Source organism: Congregibacter sp. (genome assembly GCF_047617445.1).
In the GTDB taxonomy this organism is placed as follows: domain Bacteria; phylum Pseudomonadota; class Gammaproteobacteria; order Pseudomonadales; family Halieaceae; genus Congregibacter.
The window spans coordinates 40,409-60,040 of record NZ_JBLGBE010000003.1 but is presented as its reverse complement, the minus strand read 5'-3'; the positions used below and the strand labels follow the sequence as shown (position 1 = coordinate 60,040).

Genomic DNA, 19,632 nt, shown 5'->3' with positions numbered 1-19,632 from the left:
CCCTTAGTTCTTTGCCGCTATCGACCGGTCTTTGGACTTTACTGGCAGGCTTCGCAGTCCGGTTCATCCAGTGAACATGCTTTTGGTACTGGAGCCGGCGCTGGTTCGGCGCTCGAAGACACTGCATTAAGCTGGCCGGTATCAATGGTCGACTTTTCGGTGCCCGTGGCGGCCAAAGAGCGCAAGTAATACGTCGTCTTGAGGCCGCTGTACCAAGCCATGCGATACGTGATGTCCAGTTTCTTGCCGCTCGCGTTGTTGATGTACAGGTTCAGTGACTGTGCCTGATCAATCCATTTCTGACGACGACTCGCACACTCGACGATCCATTTTGGCTCAACTTCAAACGCGTTTGAATAGATCACTCGCAAGTCTGCCGGAATTCTCTCGATGGACTGGACACTGCCATCGTAATACTTGAGATCGTTGACCATCACGCTATCCCACAATCCCCGGGACTTCAGGTCGTTGACGAGGTACGGGTTGACCACGGTGAATTCTCCGGAGAGATTCGATTTCACGTAGAGGTTTTGGTACGTCGGCTCGATGGACTGTGATACACCGGTGATATTGGCGATTGTCGCGGTGGGTGCGATGGCCATGACATTGGAGTTGCGCATTCCGCGAGCCTTGACGGACTCTCGAAGTGTCGCCCAGTCCAGGGTCATGGAGCTATCGACCTTGATGTAGTCGCTACCGCGCTCTTCAACCAGCCGGCTCAGTGAGTCGATGGGCAAAATGCCTTGGCTCCAGAGTGAGCCTTCGTAGCTGGCGTAGGAGCCGCGCTCAGCGGCCAGGTTGCTAGATGCCTCAATGGCGTAATAGCTGATAGCCTCCATAGAGCGGTCGGCAAACTCGACGGCGTCATTAGATCCGTAAGCAATGTGCTGCTTGTAGAGCGCGTCCTGGAAGCCCATCAGTCCCAGGCCCACAGGGCGATGACGGAAGTTCGAGTTGCGTGCGGTATCGACCGAGTAGTAGTTAATGTCGATCACGTTATCGAGCATGCGCACAGCGGTGCGAACGGTCTGCTCGAGTTTCTCAAGGTTCAGGCCATTCTCGTCGATGTGCTGAGGCAGGTTGATTGAACCTAAGTTACACACAGCGATTTCGTCGGCGCTGGTGTTCAGTGTGATTTCTGTACACAAATTCGAGGAGTGAACGACGCCAACGTGTTGCTGAGGGCTGCGCAGGTTGCAAGGATCCTTGAACGTCATCCAGGGGTGGCCTGTTTCGAACAACATGCCGAGCATTTTGCGCCACAGGTTTTGGGCTCTGACCGTCTTGAAGTACTTGAGATCGCCGCTTGCGGCCATGGTTTCGTAGGCGCTGTAACGCTCTTCAAAGGCTTTGCCGTAGAGGTCGTGGAGATCGGGCACATCGTTGGGTGAAAACAGCGTCCAATCACCATCGTCGAATACCCGCTTCATAAAGAGGTCGGGAATCCAGTTGGCGGTGTTCATGTCGTGGGTACGTCGCCGATCGTCGCCGGTGTTCTTACGTAATTCGACGAACTCCTCGATATCCATGTGCCAGGTTTCGAGATAAGAGCACACCGCCCCCTTGCGCTTGCCGCCTTGGTTTACCGCGACGGCCGTATCGTTGACGACCTTGAGGAAGGGGACAACACCCTGAGATTTGCCATTGGTGCCTTTAATATAAGAGCCCAACGCGCGCACTGGAGTCCAGTCGTTACCCAGACCTCCGGCAAACTTGGAGAGCATGGCGTTGTCTTGAATCGCGCCGTATATGCCGTAGAGATCATCGGGCACAGTTGTCAGGTAGCAGGAGGATAGCTGCGGCCGCAGTGTCCCGGCGTTGAACAAGGTCGGCGTAGAGCTCATGTAATCAAAGGAAGACAGCAATCGATAGAACTCTATCGCTCGCGCTTCACGCTGCTCTTCTTCTACGGCGAGGCCCATGGCGACGCGCATGAAAAAGATTTGTGGCAGTTCGATGCGTACTTCGTCGCTGTGAATAAAGTAACGGTCGTAAAGTGTCTGCAGCCCCAGGTACGTGAATTGTAGGTCGCGCTCTGCAAGTATCGCGGCGCCCATCTGCTCAAGATCGTAGTCGGCCAGTGTCGGGTCCAGTAACTCGAGCTCAACACCTCGTGCGATGTACGCTGCCAGGGCTTTGGGGTAAAGGGTCTCCATGTCGCCTTGGGTCGCGCTTTCTGCCACGCCAAGAAAAGTGAGGGACTCTGTACGTAGGTTGTCACACAGAAGACGCGCTGAAGCGTAGGTGTAGTTCGGCTCCTGCTCAATCAGTGTGCGCGCCGTGATAACCAGGGATATGGATAGTTCCTGCATGCTCACGCCGTCATAGAGATTGCGAAGCGCTTCGTCGAGGATACGTGCTTCGGAGACATCTTCGAGTCCGGCGCAGGCCTCGCTGACAATAATATGTAGGCGCTCCAGATCCAGCGGCGCTTTGCTGCCGTCCAACTGAACAACATTGATGCGATCTGCGGCCTGTTGGGTCTCGGCAGAGAGAGACTGTCGCGCGGCGCGTTTCACAGATTGCTGCTCTCGGTAAATCACATAGTCGCGCGCGATCTTGTGCTCGCCAGCGCGCATCAGGGACAGTTCTACCTGGTCTTGCACATCCTCAATATGGATGGTGCCACCGGATGGCATGCGTCGCTTGAACGTCGCCGTGACCATCTCGGTCAGCTTGGCTACGGTTTCATGGATACGGCTAGAGGCTGCGGCCGTGCCGCCCTCGACCGCAAGAAACGCTTTAGTGATGGCGACGGAGATCTTGCTGGCCTCAAACGATACGACAGTGCCGTTTCGTTTGATCACGCGCAGTTGTCCGGGCGCGGTCGCCGTTAGCTCGGCTTTAATTGCGGCAGCGCTGCCGCTCACGTTCGCTGCCTTTGTTTCTGTCACGTTATCGGTGAGAGTTGCTGCCCTGCCTTGGCTGGTTTGCATGGTCACTCGTGTTCACTCCTTTAAACTTTGTTAACTCTTTTTGGCTTACTTTTGTTCTTTGGCACTGTGTCGCGCCTTGAATATCTTGTTGGCACTCGTTGCTAATGCTTTTTTTCGAATTTTTGGGATTTTGGCGCCCATTTAGTGAATTTTTAGGGAATATTAGCCCCTATCGCGCTAAGCCCTATAGGACATGGGTGCGATATTGTGTTTTTCCACTTTTGTTGATTTTCGGATCAATTTCTAGGTATTTACGATCTACTTCGGGGTCGTTATTCACTTTTATTAATGCCCGAGCCTCTCCCGTTACATCGCAACGCGCTACTTGAGCAAATTTGAGAAGCTTGCTGTTCGAAATGCGATACACAGTGTGGCCTGAAACGCTAGATATAGGGTTGATGTCACCGACGACCTACAAGATAAAGCGCTATCCGAGGGAAAGCAAGCGGCTTAGTCTGAGTTTATCTTGTGGATAACTTGTGTGAAGCGTGTGATGTCTGTGCTCACTAACCCCAGAGGCCCAGTAAACCCCAAAACACACGCGGTTGCGACGGCTGTGTGGGGGCGGTGATGCTTTGGACCGATTTATTCTAACCAGCTCGCTCGCTATACGGCCTAGTTATTTGGTCGTCAATTTCTGGGGCTCAAGCGCCTCGAAGAAGTCGCTCTATGAGGGCTTTTTGAGCATGCAATCGGTTTTCGGCTTCATCCCAGATAACCGCATCTGCTGCGTCCATCAACTCGGCGCTAATTTCCTCGTCACGATGGGCTGGCAGGCAATGCATATACAACGCATCGGGCGCGGCCTCTGCCAGCAATGAGGCGTTTAGCTGGAAGGGAGCCATGGCGGCAGCGCGGCGCGCCTGCTCCTCTTCCTGACCCATAGACGCCCACACGTCTGTAACCAGTAGAGAGGCGCCTTCGACAGCGCGTTGTGCGTCATAAAACACCGTCACTCGGTCGCTGTTATTGCTCACCAGGTCGGCACGAGGTTCGAAGCCTTTCGGGCAGGCGATATGCAACCGAAAGTCGAATTGCCGGGCTGCATTGATATAGGAGTGGCACATATTGTTGCCATCACCCAGCCAGCAAACGGTCTTCCCTTGAATCGAGCCGCGGTGCTCTCGATAGGTTTGCATGTCAGCCAGCAGCTGGCAGGGGTGGAAGTCATCGGTGAGCGCGTTGATGACCGGGACACTGGAATGCGCAGCGAAGCGCTCGACGATGTCATGACCAAAGGTGCGGATCATGACAATGTCGACCATGGAGGAAATGACCCGGGCACTATCTTCTATGGGCTCTCCGCGACCGAGTTGTGTATCTCCCGGGGAGAGAAACATGGCATGTCCCCCCATCTGAGCCATGCCGGACTCAAAAGACACCCGTGTGCGCGTCGACGACTTTGCGAAAATCATCGCCATGACACTCCCCGGGAACTGTGGTGAAGAATCTCCGGCACGATGCGCTGCTTTGAGTTCAATGGCGCGATCTATAAGCGCATCCAGCTCCTGGGGGGAGATGTCCTGGAGCGTTAAGAAATGCTGTGTGCTCACGCGATACCTGCCTCACTGGTCAGCCAGTGGTCTACGACGCTTGCCAGAGTTTCACCCAGCTGGCGCCCTTGGTCGTCCGTCATCACCAACGGTGGAAGAAGTCTGATCGTTCGCCCAGCGGTGACGTTGATAAGTAATCCCGCTTCCAACGCTTGGGCCACTAATGCGCCGCAATCGTGTTTGAGCTCGATGCCTATCATTAATCCTGCGCGGCGGTATTGGCTGACCGCGTCCTGATGATTCAAGGCCTGTCGAAAGCTCGACTCGATAAGCTGCCCCAGCGGTTGGGCTCTTTCTTGCAGCTGCTCTGCTGCGAGTGATTCCAGTACGGCGCCGGCGGCGGCACAAGCTAGAGGGTTTCCGCCGTAGGTCGAGCCGTGATGTCCCGGGGCGAAGGTCTGAGCGGCCTCGCCTCGGGCCAGGCAGGCGCCGATGGGTACTCCGTTCCCCAGAGCTTTGGCAGTGCTGACAATATCGGGAGTGATGCTCGTCTGCTGGTAGTAGAAGTAGCTACCGGTGCGGCCGTTCCCCGACTGCACTTCGTCGAAGATCAGGAGCCAGCCCTTTTCTTTGCACAGCGCTGCCGCAGCGCTGAGATAGTCCAGGTCCAAGGGGTGTATTCCACTCTCTCCCTGAACAGGTTCCAGCATCAGTGCAGCGATATCACTGTGGCGCTGTGCAAATTCATGAAGCGCTTTTAGATCATTGCGAGGCGCACGCAGGAAGCCTTCGACCAGGGGCCCAAAGCCGGCCTGAATTTTACTGTTTCCCGTGGCGGATAGTGCGGCGAGTGTGCGGCCATGAAAGGCGCCTTCGAGAACGATTATCTGCGGCCTGCTGATACCTCGTTGGTGTGCATGCAGGCGGGCAAGCTTAATAGCTGCTTCGTTGGCTTCGGCTCCGGAGTTACTAAAGAAGACGCGTTCCATGCCGGCGCGGCGGGTGAGTTCTTCGCCGACACGCTCTTGAAGATCAATGCGATAGAGATTCGAGCAATGCAGCAGCTTTGATGTTTGTTCAGTAATGGCTGCAGTCACGCGAGGGTGCGCGTGTCCCAGATTGGTTACCGCGATACCCGACAGTCCGTCAAGAAAGCTCCGCCCGTCGCTAGTGAACAGCTCGGCGGCCTGGCCGTGAGTAAAGCTCACGGGCAGTGGAGAATAGGTATTCATCAAGGCTGACATGGCGTTGCCCAGGTAAAGGTTCGGTTAAAGGCTTGGTGCGGAGGTCAATAAAAAGCAGCGAAACCCGAAAAACAAAAAGGCAGCGCTCACGCTACCTGCGTAAAACTATAACTATTCTTTTAATGCCTGGCAATTTATGTGTGTCGAGATCACCGTGGCGCACACCGTGCTAAACCTAGTAAAATACTCGGACATTCGCATATTTAATGGAGTTTTTAGCATGGACGTAATGGAGCAGATCAAGGATCAGGTGGAGCAGAATCAAATACTGCTATACATGAAGGGGTCACCGAATCAGCCCCAATGCGGTTTTTCTGCGAAAGTAGTGCAGGCATTGATGGCCTGTGGCCAGCGCTTCGCCTATGTGGACATTCTCAGTAACCCCGAAATCCGAACCAATTTGCCTACTTACGCCAATTGGCCAACCTTTCCTCAGTTGTGGGTCAAGGGTGAGCTAATTGGTGGCTGTGACATCATCACCGAGATGCATGAGAAGGGTGAATTGGAGCCTTTGGTACGCGAAGCGTCTGAAGCCGCCTAATTTCGTGAGTTTTGAAGGTGTAACGATTAGATATGTCTTTGACGGTATTGGTAGGCAGGGCCGAAAGGCCCTGCCGTAGAGCCTGTCAGGCGACTGGCTTAACCGTGCTCATGGCCGTCTGTAAGTAATTTTGTATACCCACTTTGTCGATCAGGCTTAGCTGCGTTTCCAGCCAGTCAACGTGGTCTTCTTCGGCTGTCAGTATTTCGACGACCAGATCGCGAGATGCATAGTCGCCCACGCTCTCGCAGTAGGCTGCTGCAGCTTTTAAGTCCGCGTGAGCAATATGTTCCAGCTTTAGATCGCTCGCCAGCATTTCCTGCGTGTTTTCGCCGATCATCAGTTTGCCCAGGTCCTGAAGGTTCGGTAGTCCCTCCAAAAACAGAATGCGCTCAATCAGTTGATCCGCATGCTTCATCTCATCGATGGACTCGTGATACTCGTGGTCAGCCAGTTCTACCAGGCCCCAGTCCTTGTACATTCGGGCGTGAAGAAAATACTGGTTAATCGCAACAAGTTCATTGCCGAGGATGCGGTTGAGATGCTCGATGACTTTTGGATCGCCTTTCACGGGTGGAGCTCCTTTTTACTTCAGAATGTTTGCAGTGCTGCCCCGTCTCTGTAATGACGCAGCGCACATTAATGACCGGTGTTGCGTGACCGAAGACACGTCAGGCCGACGCCGTGGTGAGGAGCGAAAGTGTAGCGGGTGAGTGCGTGCAAAGACCAGTTAAATTGTCGCTAACACTAATGAAAAGCATTAGCAATCAATGAGCTAGGGCTGTGCTTGGGTTGAGTCCTACTGGGTGTTCGTAGGGAGGCGGCGGCTAGGCCGATGACGCTGCTGCGTAGAACAGGGATTGGCCGAACTGTATTTGCGTCGGGTTGTTCTCGAGGAAGCTCAATGCCTGGTCCGTGCAGCTGCCACACTGGCTGGCCACCCCAAGTTCGTCACGCAAGTGCTGTAAAGAATTTGCGCCCTCGGCGATGGCATTGCGGATCTGTTTGTCAGTAATGCCGTTGCAGATGCATACGTACATGCTGGTGCTGCTCTAGTGGTAACTGGAAGTCTTAAGTTATTTCAAATGAGAATCATTGTCAATACTATTCTCAGGCAATCTGGCGGCCCCAGCCTCAGGTATAATTCCAACCTTAAAGCAAGAGATAGTGGTCATGAGCACAGCTTCACCCGCGGATATTGTCGCGGAAGTCCGCACTATGGCGCTTGCCGCGCGACAAGCCTCGCGGCAATTGCTCGCGTCAGCCACCGCCGCGCGGAATCAGGCCCTGCTGGCCGCCGCCGATATCCTCCAGGGCCGTCGGGATGCGCTAAGCGAAGCGAATACTCTGGATATGCAGCGTGCTCAGTCCAATGCTCTGGACTCAGCATTGCTGGATCGCCTTGAGCTGACAGCTGCGCGCGTTGACGACATGCTCGATGGTCTGCGTCAGGTCGCGGCGCTGCCCGATCCTGTGGGCGCAATCCGCGACATGCGCACACGGCCCTCGGGTATTCGGGTGGGTAAAATGCGTGTTCCCCTAGGCGTGATTGGCATCATTTACGAATCGCGTCCCAACGTTACGGCTGATGCCGCGAGCTTGTGTCTCAAGTCGGGCAACGCAGTCATTCTGCGCGGAGGCTCCGAAGCACTTCATTCAAATAGGGTGATTGCTGCGGCGATGGCTGATGGCCTTGCCATGGCAGGGCTGGACCGTGCGGCAGTTCAGCTGATACAAACTCGGGATCGCGCAGCCGTAGGAGCGCTCCTGGGCCTTGAGGGCCTAGTAGACCTTGTTATTCCTCGGGGGGGGCGCAGCCTTATCGAGCGGATTAGCGCCGAGGCCCGAGTGCCGGTGATCAAGCATCTGGATGGTGTCTGCCATGTGTTTATCGATGAGGGTGCCGACCCGGACATGGCTGTAGCGATCGCGGTGAATGCAAAGACACAGCGCTACGGTACCTGTAACACCATGGAAACATTACTGATTCACCAGCAGGAGGCTGGGGAGCTATTGCCTGTGCTGGCCAAGGCTTATCTGGATGCCGGTGTGGAGTTACGGGGTTGTAAGCGTACATTGGCAGTCGTACCAGACGCCCAGGCCGCCACGGAAGCCGACTGGGGGATGGAATATCTCGGCCCTATTTTGTCCGTTTGTGTCGTAGACGATATCGACTCGGCTATGTCCCATATCGCTCGATACGGTTCAGGGCATACGGAGGCCATCGTGACCTCGGACTACCAGCGTTCCCAGCGTTTTCTCCGGGAGGTGGATTCAGCATCTGTGATGGTCAATGCCTCGACACGCTTTGCGGATGGATTTGAGTACGGTCTGGGCGCAGAAATCGGGGTTTCTACAGACAAGCTTCACGCCCGGGGCCCGGTAGGTCTCGAGGGGCTTACCTCAGAAAAATATGTCGTGCTGGGTGAGGGGCAGATTCGTACTTGAGTCAGTTACCTTCCAGTAGGGGTGCCGTGGCGGTTTTTGGCGGCACCTTCAATCCGATCCATTTTGGCCATTTGCGCTCCGCCCTTGAGTTACTTGAGAGCTTGGAGCTCGCGCAGCTGCGCTTTATGCCCGCCAGCGAGCCCCCGCATCGGGAGGCGCCTGAGGTTAGCGCAGAGCATAGAGCAGCCATGGTGGAGAGGGCTATTACGGGCGAACCCCGGTTCGTTTGCGATCAACGGGAGCTCAACCGCGCGGGCCCCTCGTACACCATCGACAGTCTTGCGGAGCTTCGGGCTGAGTTAGGCGAGCGCCGGGGCCTGTGTCTGGTGATGGGTTGTGACGCTTTGCTGGGATTGCCGAGCTGGCATCGATGGGGTGAGCTTTTGGGTCTTGCGCATCTGGTGATCTTGGCGAGGCCTGGCTGGGCTTTGCCGGCAGAGGGCGCTCTGGCTGCTTTACTTCGCGATCACGCGGGGAGCAGCGAGGACCTTAGTCAGAAACCGGCCGGGGCTGTGGTTACACAAACTTTGCGTCCTCAGGATATCTCGGCCACAAACATTCGAGCCCTGTTACAATTGGGTTTTTCCGCACGGTATCTCCTCCCGGAGAGCGTGCTTGCATACATCGCTGAGCGTGGACTCTACGCAAAGCAGGAGTAACGGGCCTATCACCCCTCAAAACAAAGCAACAAGCAATCCCGCGCCGATGTCGGAGCAGGAACTCATGGATCTGGTCGGCGAAGCGCTGGACGATTTGAAAGGCGTCAATGCCGTGACTCTCGATGTGCGAGAGCTCAGCAATGTGATGGATTATCTGATCATTTGCAGCGGCACATCCAGTCGTCACGTAAAGTCCCTTGCTGACAATGTGTCTCGTATGGCCAAGGCTGCGGGCCAAATGCCCTTGGGTGTCGAGGGCGAAGACGCCGGTGAGTGGGTCCTCGTGGACCTCGGTGATGTGGTTGTGCACGTCATGCAGCCAGCGATCCGCGACTTTTATGACCTCGAGCGCCTGTGGGTGAGTACTGGGCCTGCCGACTCGGATGACGATTCTGGTGAGCACGCCCTGGATAACGGCTCAGACTGATGCGGGTAACTGTGCACTCAGTAGCGGGCAAGATGCCGCTCTGGGTAGACACTGCCGTCGGTGAATACGCAAAGCGTCTTCCTCGAGAGCTCAAACTGCAATGGCGCGACGTACCCCTGGCGGCACGCGGTGCAAATTCTAATGCGCAGCAGTTGCGAGAACGCGAAGCGCAGTCCTTGCTCAAGGGTGTTAGCCCCGGCGATCACTGTGTTGCCCTCGATGGTCGGGGTAAGCCCTGGAGTACCGAGGAGCTGGCTGCTCAGCTGGAGAGCTGGATGATGCGGGGGCAGGATTTAAGTCTGTTTATTGGTGGCCCCGATGGGCTGTCTGATGATTGTCTGGCGGCCGCTAAACAGCGTTGGTCCCTAGGTCCACTCACCTTGCCGCATCCCCTGGTGAGGGTGATTTTGGCTGAGCAGTTATATCGCGCTTGGACAATCACCATTGGTCACCCCTATCATCGCGCCTGACACCCACGTCGTCGCTGAAAAGGACCGATGGCTTCCCGCGTAGTTCTTAAAGATACTCAACGCGAACAGCGTATTTTTGGCGCCCGCAGTCTCGTGGCGTTCGGCATTGTTGTGCTCCTCCTGGGCGTATTACTGGTCCGCTATTACAACCTGCAGATCAACGAGTTTGAAGCCTACAGTACCGCTTCGGAGCGCAACCGTGTACAGCTCCAGCCTCTGCCACCAAAGCGGGGCTTGATATACGACCGCAATGGCATGTTGTTGGCTGACAATCGACCCAGCTACACACTTTCTTTGATTATTGAGCGAGTCGACGACCTTGATGCCACTTTGGCCAGTCTGGCCGAACTCGTGACCATCGAAGAGAGTGATCTAGAGAAATTCCGCAGCAGAGCCCAAGAGCGTAGGCCCTATGATCCGGTGCCTTTGCGCTTTCGTCTTGATGACGTGGAACAAGCCTATATTGCGGTAAACCGGCACAGACTGCCGGGCGTTACCGTGCAGGCGCAGCTTCAGCGCTACTATCCCCACGGTGAGTTGTTTGCCCACGCGCTGGGGTATGTAGGGCGTATTAATGTTGAAGAGATGACCCAGATCGATCAGGCGGATTACCGTGGCACATTTCATATTGGCAAAATTGGTATTGAACGCTACTACGAAGATGAGTTGCACGGAACTGTGGGTTACCAGACCGTAGAAACTAACGCTCACGGGCGCGTACTTCGGGTGTTGGAGCGTTTTGACCCCAGCCCCGGTGAAGACCTCATCCTGCATCTTGACTACGATCTGCAGCGCGTAGCGCATGAGCAGTTAGCGGGACGCCGCGGCGCCGTCGTGGCCATCGATCCGCTCACCGGAGGAGTGCTGGCGATGGTAAGTACGCCGTCCTTCGATAGCAATTTATTCGTCAATGGCATCAGTAGTCGGAACTACAACGCGCTTCGCGATTCGCCGGACGTACCCCTGTTCAATCGCACCGTTCAAGGACAGTATCCTCCAGGATCTACGGTGAAGCCGATGATCGCCATGGCCGGCCTCGAGGCCGGCTTGATCGACCCTCTATACACCGTCCCGGACCCCGGCTGGTATCGCCTCCCAGGCGATAGTCGTCGCTATCGGGACTGGATTTTGCGCATTCGTGGTACCGGCCATGCGCCGAGAGTAGACCTGAAGATGGCGCTGGCCGAATCCTGCGACGTGTACTTTTATGATCTGGCTCGGCGCCTGACGGTGGATGGCATTCACGATTATCTCGACCATTATGGTCTGGGTCGTCCCACGGGCATCGACACCACGGCGGAGCGCCCTGGTGTCCTTCCGTCCAAAGCCTGGAAGCGCGCCGCCTTAGGTCAGCCCTGGTATCCCGGTGAAACTTTGAGTGTGGGAATTGGCCAGGGTTACATGTTGACGACGCCGCTGCAGCTAGCGGTGGCGACCTCGGTGCTCGCTACGCAAGGCGAGCATCGCGAGCCTCGATTGGTGCAATGGCTGGGAGATGAGGCCTTAGAGGCGCCCATGGTGGAGCCACTGATTGCCGATGGCGCGAACTGGGACGCTGTCGTCGAAGGCATGCGAGAAGTGGTGCATGGCCGGCGCGGCACAGCCAGGGCCGTAGCCAAAGGCATGAACTACGAAATGGCGGGTAAAACCGGCACTGCACAAGTTATCGGCATCGCCCAGGATGCGGTTTACAACGAAGACGAAGTCGACGAGCGGCATCGTCATCACGGCTTGTTTATTGCGTTTGCACCGCTGGAAGCACCTACCATCGCGGTGGCTGTTATTGTCGAAAACGGCGGCGGTAGCAGTGCTGCTTATCCCATTGCCCGAGCGGTCATCGATGCCTGGCTCGAGCGGGAAGCCAGCTGATGTCTGAATACGTTCGTCAGATGCCAGACAACGTGGGGCCTTTAACCCGGCCCCCGGGCCTGGCGCGGAAGATGCACGTGGACGCTCCATTACTGGTGCTACTGCTGGCGCTCACAGCATACGGAATGCTGGTTCTGTACAGCGCTTCGGGACAAAGCATGGATGCGGTGGTGCGTCAGGGCCGCTACTTTGTTTTGGCTTACGTGGTGATGTTTGTGATGGCCCAGTTTAGCCCTGTGCGCTGGTCGCGCTGGTCTTGCTGGGGCTATCTATTGGGTGTGGCCCTCTTGGCTGCGGTCGCGGTCGCAGGCGTCGGTGCAAAAGGCGCCCAGCGTTGGCTGGATCTCGGGGGATTTCGTTTCCAGCCATCAGAGGTCATGAAACTTGCAGTACCTATGACCATCGCCTGGTATCTGGGAGCCCGGGTGCTCCCCCCGGCGTCAAAACATATTGTTGTATGCCTGCTGCTTATAGTGATCCCCTGTGGCCTTATCATTCGTCAGCCGGACCTGGGGACCTCCTTGCTCATCGGCGCTTCGGGACTGTTTGGTATTTTCATGGCGGGTATCAGCTGGCGGTTCATCGTTGGGACGGGCTTGGTAGCGGTGTTTTCCGCCTGGCCTGCTTGGATGTTCATGTTGGAGGATTATCAAAAACAGCGGATCCTCACCCTACTCAATCCCGAAAGCGATAAGCTAGGGGCGGGCTGGAACATCATCCAGTCCAAAACGGCGATCGGCTCCGGAGGATGGGCGGGCAAAGGTTGGGGGCAAGGTACCCAGTCGCAGCTCGATTTTCTTCCCGAGAGCCACACAGATTTTATTATTGCAGTGCTGGCCGAAGAGTTTGGATTGCAGGGCGTGCTGCTACTACTGGGTCTTTACGTGCTGATTTTGCTCCGAGCGTTTTGGATCGGTTTAAATGCACAAAGCAGCTACGGCCGCATCCTTTGCGGGAGTATTACGCTGACTTTCTTTGTCTACATCTTTGTTAACATGGGCATGGTTGCAGGTTTGCTTCCGGTGGTGGGGGTGCCGCTACCGCTCGTCAGTGCCGGCGGTACGTCGGTGGTGACGCTCATGGCAGGGTTTGGGCTGCTCATGGCAGTCAGCACCGAGAAGCGTGTGGTGGGGCAGTGACCCTTACCTCTCGGACAGCTGGCGGGCAACCGCAGAGACTATCTTTTTTGACTTCGGCAGAGCGTAATGCATGATTCCTGAAGCTATTATCGACACAATTTTTGACACGAGCTCTGGCACAACGACGCGTTCCCATCGCGGGCCGGCAAAGGCCTCGCCTAAGGCAGTGTCAAAGTCGTCGGTGCTTGCTGTATGCGCTGGATTCCTAAGTACATTGCTGGTCATCGCTCCTGTTCAGGCGGATTATTCGACCCACCCGGGTGCCCAGGCATTGATCGAAGAGATGGTCGCGGAGCACGCATTCTCGCGAGAAGAGCTGCAGTCGCTGTTCGTCTCGGCAGAGCGTCAACAAAGCATTCTGGATGCCATCTCCCGACCCGCGGAGAAAACCAAGGCATGGTATGAGTACCGCGAAATATTTCTAACTGAGCGTCGTGAGCGAGAGGGCGTAGCTTTCTTTCGTGAACATCGCGAAGCACTTTCTCGTGCTCAGGCTGAGACGGGTGTACCGGCTGAAGTCATTGTCTCCATTATCGGTGTAGAAACATATTACGGACGTATTGCAGGTAGCTACGATGTAATTGACGCACTGTCGACCTTGGCTTTTGATTATCCCAAGCGCTCCAAGTTTTTCACCAGCGAACTTAAGAACTTTTTACTGTTGGCTCAAGAGCAGGATATGGATCCTCTGACGCTCAAGGGCTCCTATGCGGGCGCCATGGGCTATGGGCAGTTTATGCCCAGTAGCTATCGTGCTTATGCCGTGGACTTTGATGGCGACAAGCTCGTTGATATCTGGAATAACCCTACCGATGCTATTGGCAGTGTTGCCAACTATCTGGCAAAGCATGGCTGGCGCGCTGGCGAGCCCGTGGTCAGCGCTGCGATCGCGGCAGAATCAACACCAGACGAGGCCTTCGAGGGCGGCTTGAAGCCCACACATTCCATACAGGCTTTTAGTGGAATGGGACTTACCGCGGAGCAGCACCTTGATCCTGAAGCGCTCGCTACCGCAATGCGCTTTGAGCTTGCCGATGGTCATGAGTACTGGTTAGGACTACAGAATCTGTACGTGATTACCCGTTATAACCACTCAGCGATGTATGCCATGAGTGTGTTTTTACTCAGTCAACGCATCGCCGCAGGAGTGCAGGAATGAGGCGATCGGGCCTGGCGTTACTGCTTGCCCTGACGACGTCGACTGCGCTGGTTGCCTGTTCAAGTTCCGAGCCAAAGGTCGCCTGGGAAGGTGATGGCGCGCCGGTTGCGAGTGTGGACCCGGATGATATTGCCGATGCTACGCCTCGGCCTGATCCGATCCTTCGCGCGGGGAACACGTCTCCCTACAGTATCGAGGGTATTGAGTATCGTGTGCTGCCCAGCGCCGAGGGCTATAGCGAGAAGGGTATTGCCAGTTGGTATGGCACTAAATTTCATGGCAACAAAACGGCCAATGGCGAAATCTACGACCTGTATCTGGCAACCGCCGCCCATCGGAGCCTTCCTATACCGAGCTATGCCAGAGTCACCAATCTTTCGAACAGTCGGCAGATCGTGGTTCGGGTGAATGATCGCGGGCCGTTCCATGCAGATCGCTTGATCGATTTGAGCTATGCCAGTGCTGTGAAGCTTGGGTTTGTCGACAAGGGCACCGCTGACGTTCTTGTGGAAACTCTTAGTATGGCGGGCGTGGATGATCTGCGAGACAGTGAAACAGGTGCCTATCGCTATTTGCAGTTGGGAGCTTTTGCGAATCCTGAGACCGCGAATAGTCTTCGCGACTCTGTAGCTGCGATGGTCTCTGTTCCTGTGAATGTCACCCCGGTTGATGTGGGTGGACAGCGGCTTAGCCGCGTAAGATTGGGTCCGGTCGCCGATGGAGATCAGCTGCGCTATCTTCGTGATTTACTCATGAGCCGGGGGTATTCGCCGGGTTTGACATTGCCATGATTGACGCCTTGTCTTTTTTGCTGTTTTCACCCTTCTTTCGACCACAGATTTCGCCGCAAAGAGCGCTTGCGGTACCATGCCCCGCCTTCGAGTCCTTGACCTGATGCTTATGCCACATTCTTTCCGCTCTATCTTTGCCACCACGAGCTGTCTTGTCCTGTCGCTTGCGGCGTTCAGCGCCTCCGTGTCAGCACAAAATATTGTCCCCGCCGCACCGGAGGTGGCTGCCAAGGCTTACCTGCTGGTGGATGCCAGGAGTGGTGCGGTTTTGGTGGAGTCCAACGCAGACGAGCAATTGCCTCCAGCCAGTCTTACCAAGCTCATGACCGCCTATGTTCTGGCGTCGGAGATTGATGCGGGTCGCGTTAGCCGGGAAGATCAGGTGACTGTAAGCCGTAACGCCTGGTCCCAGAACCCGGTCTTCAACGGCTCTTCGCTCATGTGGATTGAACCGCGCATGCCGGTCAATATCGGGCAGCTGGAGCAAGGGATCGTGATTTCTTCCGGTAACGACGCAACCGTCGCGGTTGCCGAGCACATTGCCGGTAGCGAAACGGCTTTTGCCGACTTAATGAACAAGCATGCCGCAGAACTGGGCATGCATGGCTCCTACTTTGCCAATTCCCACGGGCTCCCGCACCCCCAGCATATGATGACCGCCAGGGATCTCGCGACACTCGCCAAGGCCATTATTACGCGCTTTCCGGAGCACTATAAGGTCTACAGTCAGCGCGAATACACCTACAACGATATTAGCCAATACAACCGCAATAAGCTTCTGGGTGAAGATCCATCAGTGGATGGTTTGAAGACCGGTTACACCCGAGAGGCTGGCTATGGCTTGGTAGCCTCCGCAGAACGCAATGGTATGCGGCTTATTTCGGTGGTTATGGGCACCGATAGCACCCGCGCCCGTGCTCGGGAGACGCGCAGCCTGCTGAACTATGGTTTCCGGTTCTTTGAAACCGATGTGGTGGTCACTGGCGCCGAGGAGTTAGAAAAGCCCCGGGTTTGGAAGGGGCAAACAGACTACGTTGCAGTGGGAATCGCTGATGATGTGGTCCTTACCTTGCCGCGCGGCAAACGTAATAGCGTAGTTACAGAACTCGTGCTGATGGATCCCATCAGTGCACCCCTGGCGCAAGGAGATACCGTGGGAGAGCTCACGCTCAGCCTTGATGGTGAGGTTCTGCAGCAGGTTCCACTGGTCGCTCTGGAGCCCATAGAGCAAGGCGGATTTTTTGCAAGGGTCTGGGACATGATCCTCATGTGGTTGGCGCAGCTTTTCGGTGGCTGAGCTCATCACAGCTGCGGGCGGAGGGGATAGCGAGGAGCCGCCGAGGATTGAGTTTCCCTGTGATTACCCAGTAAAAGTATTGGGTCGCAACGTCACAGAGTTTCGGCCGTTGGTGCTTGAGATATTTGAACGGCATGCGCCGGGCTTTGATCAAGAGACCATCACGGTTCGAGATAGTCGCAAGGGCAACTTTTTGTCCATGACCATCACTATTACGGCCACCGGGCCAGAACAGCTGGAGGCGCTCCACCAAGATCTTCGCGCCACCGGACTTGTGCAGATGGTGCTGTGAACCCCTCTGCAGTGCCGACTCCGCTTACCCGCCGTCTCGGCAATGGCGACTACCAGCAAACACTCGACAATATGCGCAGTTTTACCGATGCGCGAACCCCCGATACAGTCGATGAACTCTGGCTGCTTCAACACCCCCCGGTTTTTACCCAGGGCCTCGCGGGCCGCGCGGAGCATCTACTTGCTCCTGGCGATATTCCGGTGGTTCAGGTAGATCGAGGTGGACAGGTGACGTACCACGGGCCCGGCCAGTGGGTCGTGTATCTACTGCTGGACTTGCGACGCAGACATCTGGGTGTACGGGCACTGGTGGATCTCATCGAGCAGTCGATCGTTGCAACGCTGGGAAGCTTTGGCATTCAGTCTGCGCCGGACCCCAAGGCGCCCGGGGTGTATGTGAACGGTCAGAAAGTTGCGTCTTTGGGGCTGCGAGTGCGCCGGGGCTGCAGCTATCATGGTCTGGCATTGAATGTAGACATGGATCTTGAGCCTTTTACCCGGATTAACCCCTGCGGCTACGCGGGTCTTGAGGTCACTTCCATGCGAACCCTGCTAGGCGATAGCTGCCCCGATATGCAGCTTGTGAGCGAGAACCTGTTGCAGGAATTGGGAAACCGCTTAGCGTTGCAGTGATCGTCGATTTAACCGCGTGGCGGCATCGGCTATGATGCGCGCCCTCGGTGCCGGCATACGCAAAGACTGTGACGCCCTTTTGGCACTGCAACAATCGATGACGGATCTTGCATGACCGACGCCAAGCTTACAGACACTGGCAACAACGCTCAGACGGTTAATCTCGCTGCGAAAGTCGCTCAGCGGCGCACTTTCGCGATTATTTCTCACCCGGATGCGGGTAAAACCACCATCACCGAAAAGCTATTGCTGCTGGGTAACGCCATCGCTATCGCGGGGAGTGTCAAAGGCAAAAAAGGCCCCCACGCCACCTCTGACTGGATGAGCATGGAGCAGGAGCGGGGGATCTCCGTAACGTCTTCTGTGATGCAGTTTCCCTACCATGGTCGTGTGGTGAATCTTTTGGACACGCCGGGCCACGAGGACTTCTCCGAGGATACCTATCGCACGCTGACCGCCGTCGACTCGGCACTCATGGTCATCGATGCCGCAAAGGGTGTGGAGGATCGCACCATCAAGCTCATGAACGTCTGCAGGCTCCGGGACACGCCGATTATCAGCTTTGTGAACAAGCTTGACCGTCCTGCCCGGGACCCCATCGAGCTTCTCGATGAAATTGAAGAAGTTCTGGGTATTGCCGCCGCCCCGGTGAACTGGCCCATGGGAATGGGCGAGTATTTTCTGGGTGTATACAACCTTTACACCGATACCCTGCATTGTTTTGAGCGAGGCCACAACGCGGTGCTTCCGCCGGACAAGCGTATCCAAGGCCTGGATTCGGATGAGGCCCGAGCGCTGCTTGGGGACGAGTACGACAGCTTTGCGGACGAGATCGAGTTGGTGAAGGGGGCAAGCCACGAGTTCGAGATCGAGGCGTTCCTTGCGGGCAAACTCTCTCCGGTCTTTTTTGGCACTGCACTGGGTAATTTTGGCGTTCGCGAAATGCTGGATAACTTTGTGGAATGGGCGCCGCCGCCGCAGGGTCGAGGTAGTAATGAGCGTCAGGTCGAGGCGGGGGAGAGCGCCTTCAGCGGATTTGTGTTCAAAATCCAGGCAAACATGGATCCCCGGCATCGAGATCGCATTGCTTTTATGCGTGTCTGCTCCGGACGTTACCAAAAAGGCATGAAAATGCGTCATGTGCGCATGGCCAAGGAGGTCAAAATTGCCGACGCTGTGACGTTTAAGGCCGGTGAGCGCGTGCTTGTTGAAGAAGCGATTGCCGGGGATATTATCGGCTTACACAACCACGGCACCATTCAGATCGGCGATACCTTTACCGACGGTGAAAATCTGGGATTTACGGGTATTCCACATTTCGCGCCGGAGCTGTTTCGGCGCATTCGGCTTAGGGATCCCATGAAGTCGAAGCAGTTGCAAAAGGGGCTGCAGCAGTTGTCCGAAGAGGGTTCAACACAGGTCTTTTCCCCGATCAGTTCAACGGATCTGATTGTGGGCGCTGTGGGACAGCTGCAGTTTGATGTGGTCGCGTATCGATTGAATGACGAATACAAGGTTGAAGCCGTTTACGAGCCCGTCAATGTGTATACCGCGCGCTGGGTGTACTGCGAGGACGAGCGAAAGCTTGAGGAGTTTCGTAAAAAAGCCGCTGACCAGTTATCTATCGACGGCGGTGGTTTTCTGAGCTACCTGGCGCCTACTCGGGTCAATCTGGCGCTCATGGAAGAGCGCTGGCCGGACATTCAGTTTCGGGCTACGCGCGAGCATTAACTCGCGTAGGACAGCCGTGGCTTAGAGAAGTGCTTGAATGTCAGAAGCGATAGCGTCGGGCTTGGTGGTAGGCGCGTAACGCTTCACCACATCGCCGGCGCGATTCACCAGAAACTTGGTGAAGTTCCACTTGATGCCCTGACTACCCAGCGCGCCGGGAGCGGCTTGCTTCAGGTGTTTGAATAGAGGGTCAGCATCGCCGCCATTGACGTCGATCTTGCCGAACATCGGGAAACTGACGCCGTAGTTTAGCTGGCAAAACTCCATGATTTCATCGTTACTGCCCGGATCCTGGCCCCCAAACTGATTGCAGGGGAATCCCAGAATCGTGAATCCTTGCTCTTTGTACTCTTTGTAAACCGATTCCAGTCCGGCAAACTGCGGTGTAAAACCACACTTCGACGCAGTGTTAACGATCAGCAGAACCTGTCCCCGATAGTCTTCGAGGGACTTCTCGCTGCCCTGATTGTCCCGTGGCGAAAATCCGTAAATACCATCGCTCAT

General features: G+C 55.8%; 19 protein-coding genes. 13 read left to right on the top strand and 6 right to left on the bottom strand.

The features are described from left to right. Positions 1-38: 38 nt before the first annotated feature. The 3 genes from ACI9KD_RS01900 to ACI9KD_RS01890 form a co-directional block, all read right to left on the bottom strand. On the bottom strand, positions 39-2,936 hold the full coding sequence (locus ACI9KD_RS01900) for a ribonucleoside-diphosphate reductase subunit alpha (RefSeq protein WP_414979494.1): 2,898 nt from the start codon (positions 2,934-2,936) through the stop codon (positions 39-41). A 644-nt stretch (positions 2,937-3,580) separates the two neighbouring features. Next, complete coding sequence (argF, locus tag ACI9KD_RS01895) at positions 3,581-4,489, bottom strand: ornithine carbamoyltransferase (RefSeq protein WP_414979447.1); 909 nt, start codon at positions 4,487-4,489, stop codon at positions 3,581-3,583. After that, positions 4,486-5,661 (bottom strand): aspartate aminotransferase family protein, encoded by a 1,176-nt coding sequence (locus tag ACI9KD_RS01890; RefSeq protein WP_414979446.1) that lies wholly within the window; start codon positions 5,659-5,661, stop codon positions 4,486-4,488. Before ACI9KD_RS01890 ends, argF begins: the two co-directional genes overlap by 4 nt. Positions 5,662-5,893: 232 nt before the next feature. Between ACI9KD_RS01890 and grxD the strand changes: the two genes are divergently transcribed. Then, a complete protein-coding gene (grxD, locus tag ACI9KD_RS01885) occupies positions 5,894-6,214 on the top strand; it encodes a Grx4 family monothiol glutaredoxin (protein ID WP_414979445.1) in 321 nt (106 codons plus the stop codon). An 85-nt stretch (positions 6,215-6,299) separates the two neighbouring features. Here grxD and bfr read toward each other — a convergent pair whose 3' ends face one another. Then, positions 6,300-6,785: a bacterioferritin gene (gene bfr / locus ACI9KD_RS01880; RefSeq protein WP_414979444.1), complete on the bottom strand. Its 486-nt coding sequence runs from the start codon at positions 6,783-6,785 to the stop codon at positions 6,300-6,302. Positions 6,786-7,041: 256 nt separating this feature from the next. Continuing rightward, positions 7,042-7,254, bottom strand: a complete 213-nt coding sequence (locus tag ACI9KD_RS01875) for a bacterioferritin-associated ferredoxin (RefSeq protein ID WP_414979443.1) — start codon at positions 7,252-7,254, stop codon at positions 7,042-7,044. Positions 7,255-7,387: 133 nt separating this feature from the next. On the opposite strand from ACI9KD_RS01875, the gene ACI9KD_RS01870 reads away from it, so the two are divergent. The 12 genes from ACI9KD_RS01870 to ACI9KD_RS01815 all read left to right on the top strand — a co-directional run bounded on the left by ACI9KD_RS01870 (position 7,388) and on the right by ACI9KD_RS01815 (position 19,128). Then, complete coding sequence (locus ACI9KD_RS01870; protein WP_414979442.1) at positions 7,388-8,662, top strand: glutamate-5-semialdehyde dehydrogenase; 1,275 nt, start codon at positions 7,388-7,390, stop codon at positions 8,660-8,662. Then, on the top strand, positions 8,659-9,321 hold the full coding sequence (gene nadD, locus ACI9KD_RS01865) for a nicotinate-nucleotide adenylyltransferase (RefSeq protein ID WP_414979441.1): 663 nt from the start codon (positions 8,659-8,661) through the stop codon (positions 9,319-9,321). The genes ACI9KD_RS01870 and nadD overlap by 4 nt, the downstream gene beginning before the upstream one ends. A 46-nt stretch (positions 9,322-9,367) precedes the next feature. Beyond that, positions 9,368-9,748: a ribosome silencing factor gene (gene rsfS, locus ACI9KD_RS01860; protein ID WP_414979440.1), complete on the top strand. Its 381-nt coding sequence runs from the start codon at positions 9,368-9,370 to the stop codon at positions 9,746-9,748. After that, positions 9,748-10,218 carry a 23S rRNA (pseudouridine(1915)-N(3))-methyltransferase RlmH gene (gene rlmH / locus ACI9KD_RS01855; RefSeq protein ID WP_414979439.1) on the top strand — a complete coding sequence of 157 codons (471 nt, stop codon included), beginning with the start codon at positions 9,748-9,750 and terminating at the stop codon, positions 10,216-10,218. The genes rsfS and rlmH overlap by 1 nt, the downstream gene beginning before the upstream one ends. Before the next feature lie 27 nt (positions 10,219-10,245). Continuing rightward, a complete protein-coding gene (gene mrdA, locus ACI9KD_RS01850; RefSeq protein WP_414979438.1) occupies positions 10,246-12,087 on the top strand; it encodes a penicillin-binding protein 2 in 1,842 nt (613 codons plus the stop codon). Beyond that, positions 12,087-13,226, top strand: a complete 1,140-nt coding sequence (gene rodA / locus ACI9KD_RS01845; RefSeq protein WP_414979437.1) for a rod shape-determining protein RodA — start codon at positions 12,087-12,089, stop codon at positions 13,224-13,226. The genes mrdA and rodA overlap by 1 nt, the downstream gene beginning before the upstream one ends. Positions 13,227-13,296: 70 nt before the next feature. Further along, a complete protein-coding gene (gene mltB, locus ACI9KD_RS01840) occupies positions 13,297-14,385 on the top strand; it encodes a lytic murein transglycosylase B (protein ID WP_414979436.1) in 1,089 nt (362 codons plus the stop codon). Continuing rightward, positions 14,382-15,176 carry a septal ring lytic transglycosylase RlpA family protein gene (locus tag ACI9KD_RS01835; protein ID WP_414979435.1) on the top strand — a complete coding sequence of 265 codons (795 nt, stop codon included), beginning with the start codon at positions 14,382-14,384 and terminating at the stop codon, positions 15,174-15,176. The genes mltB and ACI9KD_RS01835 overlap by 4 nt, the downstream gene beginning before the upstream one ends. 76 nt (positions 15,177-15,252) lie before the next feature. Next, positions 15,253-16,473 carry a D-alanyl-D-alanine carboxypeptidase family protein gene (locus tag ACI9KD_RS01830; protein ID WP_414979434.1) on the top strand — a complete coding sequence of 407 codons (1,221 nt, stop codon included), beginning with the start codon at positions 15,253-15,255 and terminating at the stop codon, positions 16,471-16,473. Then, entirely contained in the window at positions 16,466-16,765 is a 300-nt protein-coding gene (locus ACI9KD_RS01825) for a YbeD family protein (protein ID WP_414979433.1), read from the top strand. Before ACI9KD_RS01830 ends, ACI9KD_RS01825 begins: the two co-directional genes overlap by 8 nt. A gap of 71 nt (positions 16,766-16,836) precedes the next feature. Then, the gene (gene lipB / locus ACI9KD_RS01820) at positions 16,837-17,397 is read left to right on the top strand and encodes a lipoyl(octanoyl) transferase LipB (protein ID WP_414979493.1); all 561 of its coding nucleotides are present in this window, start codon (positions 16,837-16,839) and stop codon (positions 17,395-17,397) included. 111 nt (positions 17,398-17,508) lie between these two features. Further along, positions 17,509-19,128 (top strand): peptide chain release factor 3, encoded by a 1,620-nt coding sequence (locus ACI9KD_RS01815; protein WP_414979432.1) that lies wholly within the window; start codon positions 17,509-17,511, stop codon positions 19,126-19,128. 21 nt (positions 19,129-19,149) lie between these two features. Here ACI9KD_RS01815 and ACI9KD_RS01810 read toward each other — a convergent pair whose 3' ends face one another. After that, positions 19,150-19,632, bottom strand: coding sequence for a glutathione peroxidase (locus tag ACI9KD_RS01810; RefSeq protein WP_414979431.1), 483 nt, complete (start codon positions 19,630-19,632; stop codon positions 19,150-19,152).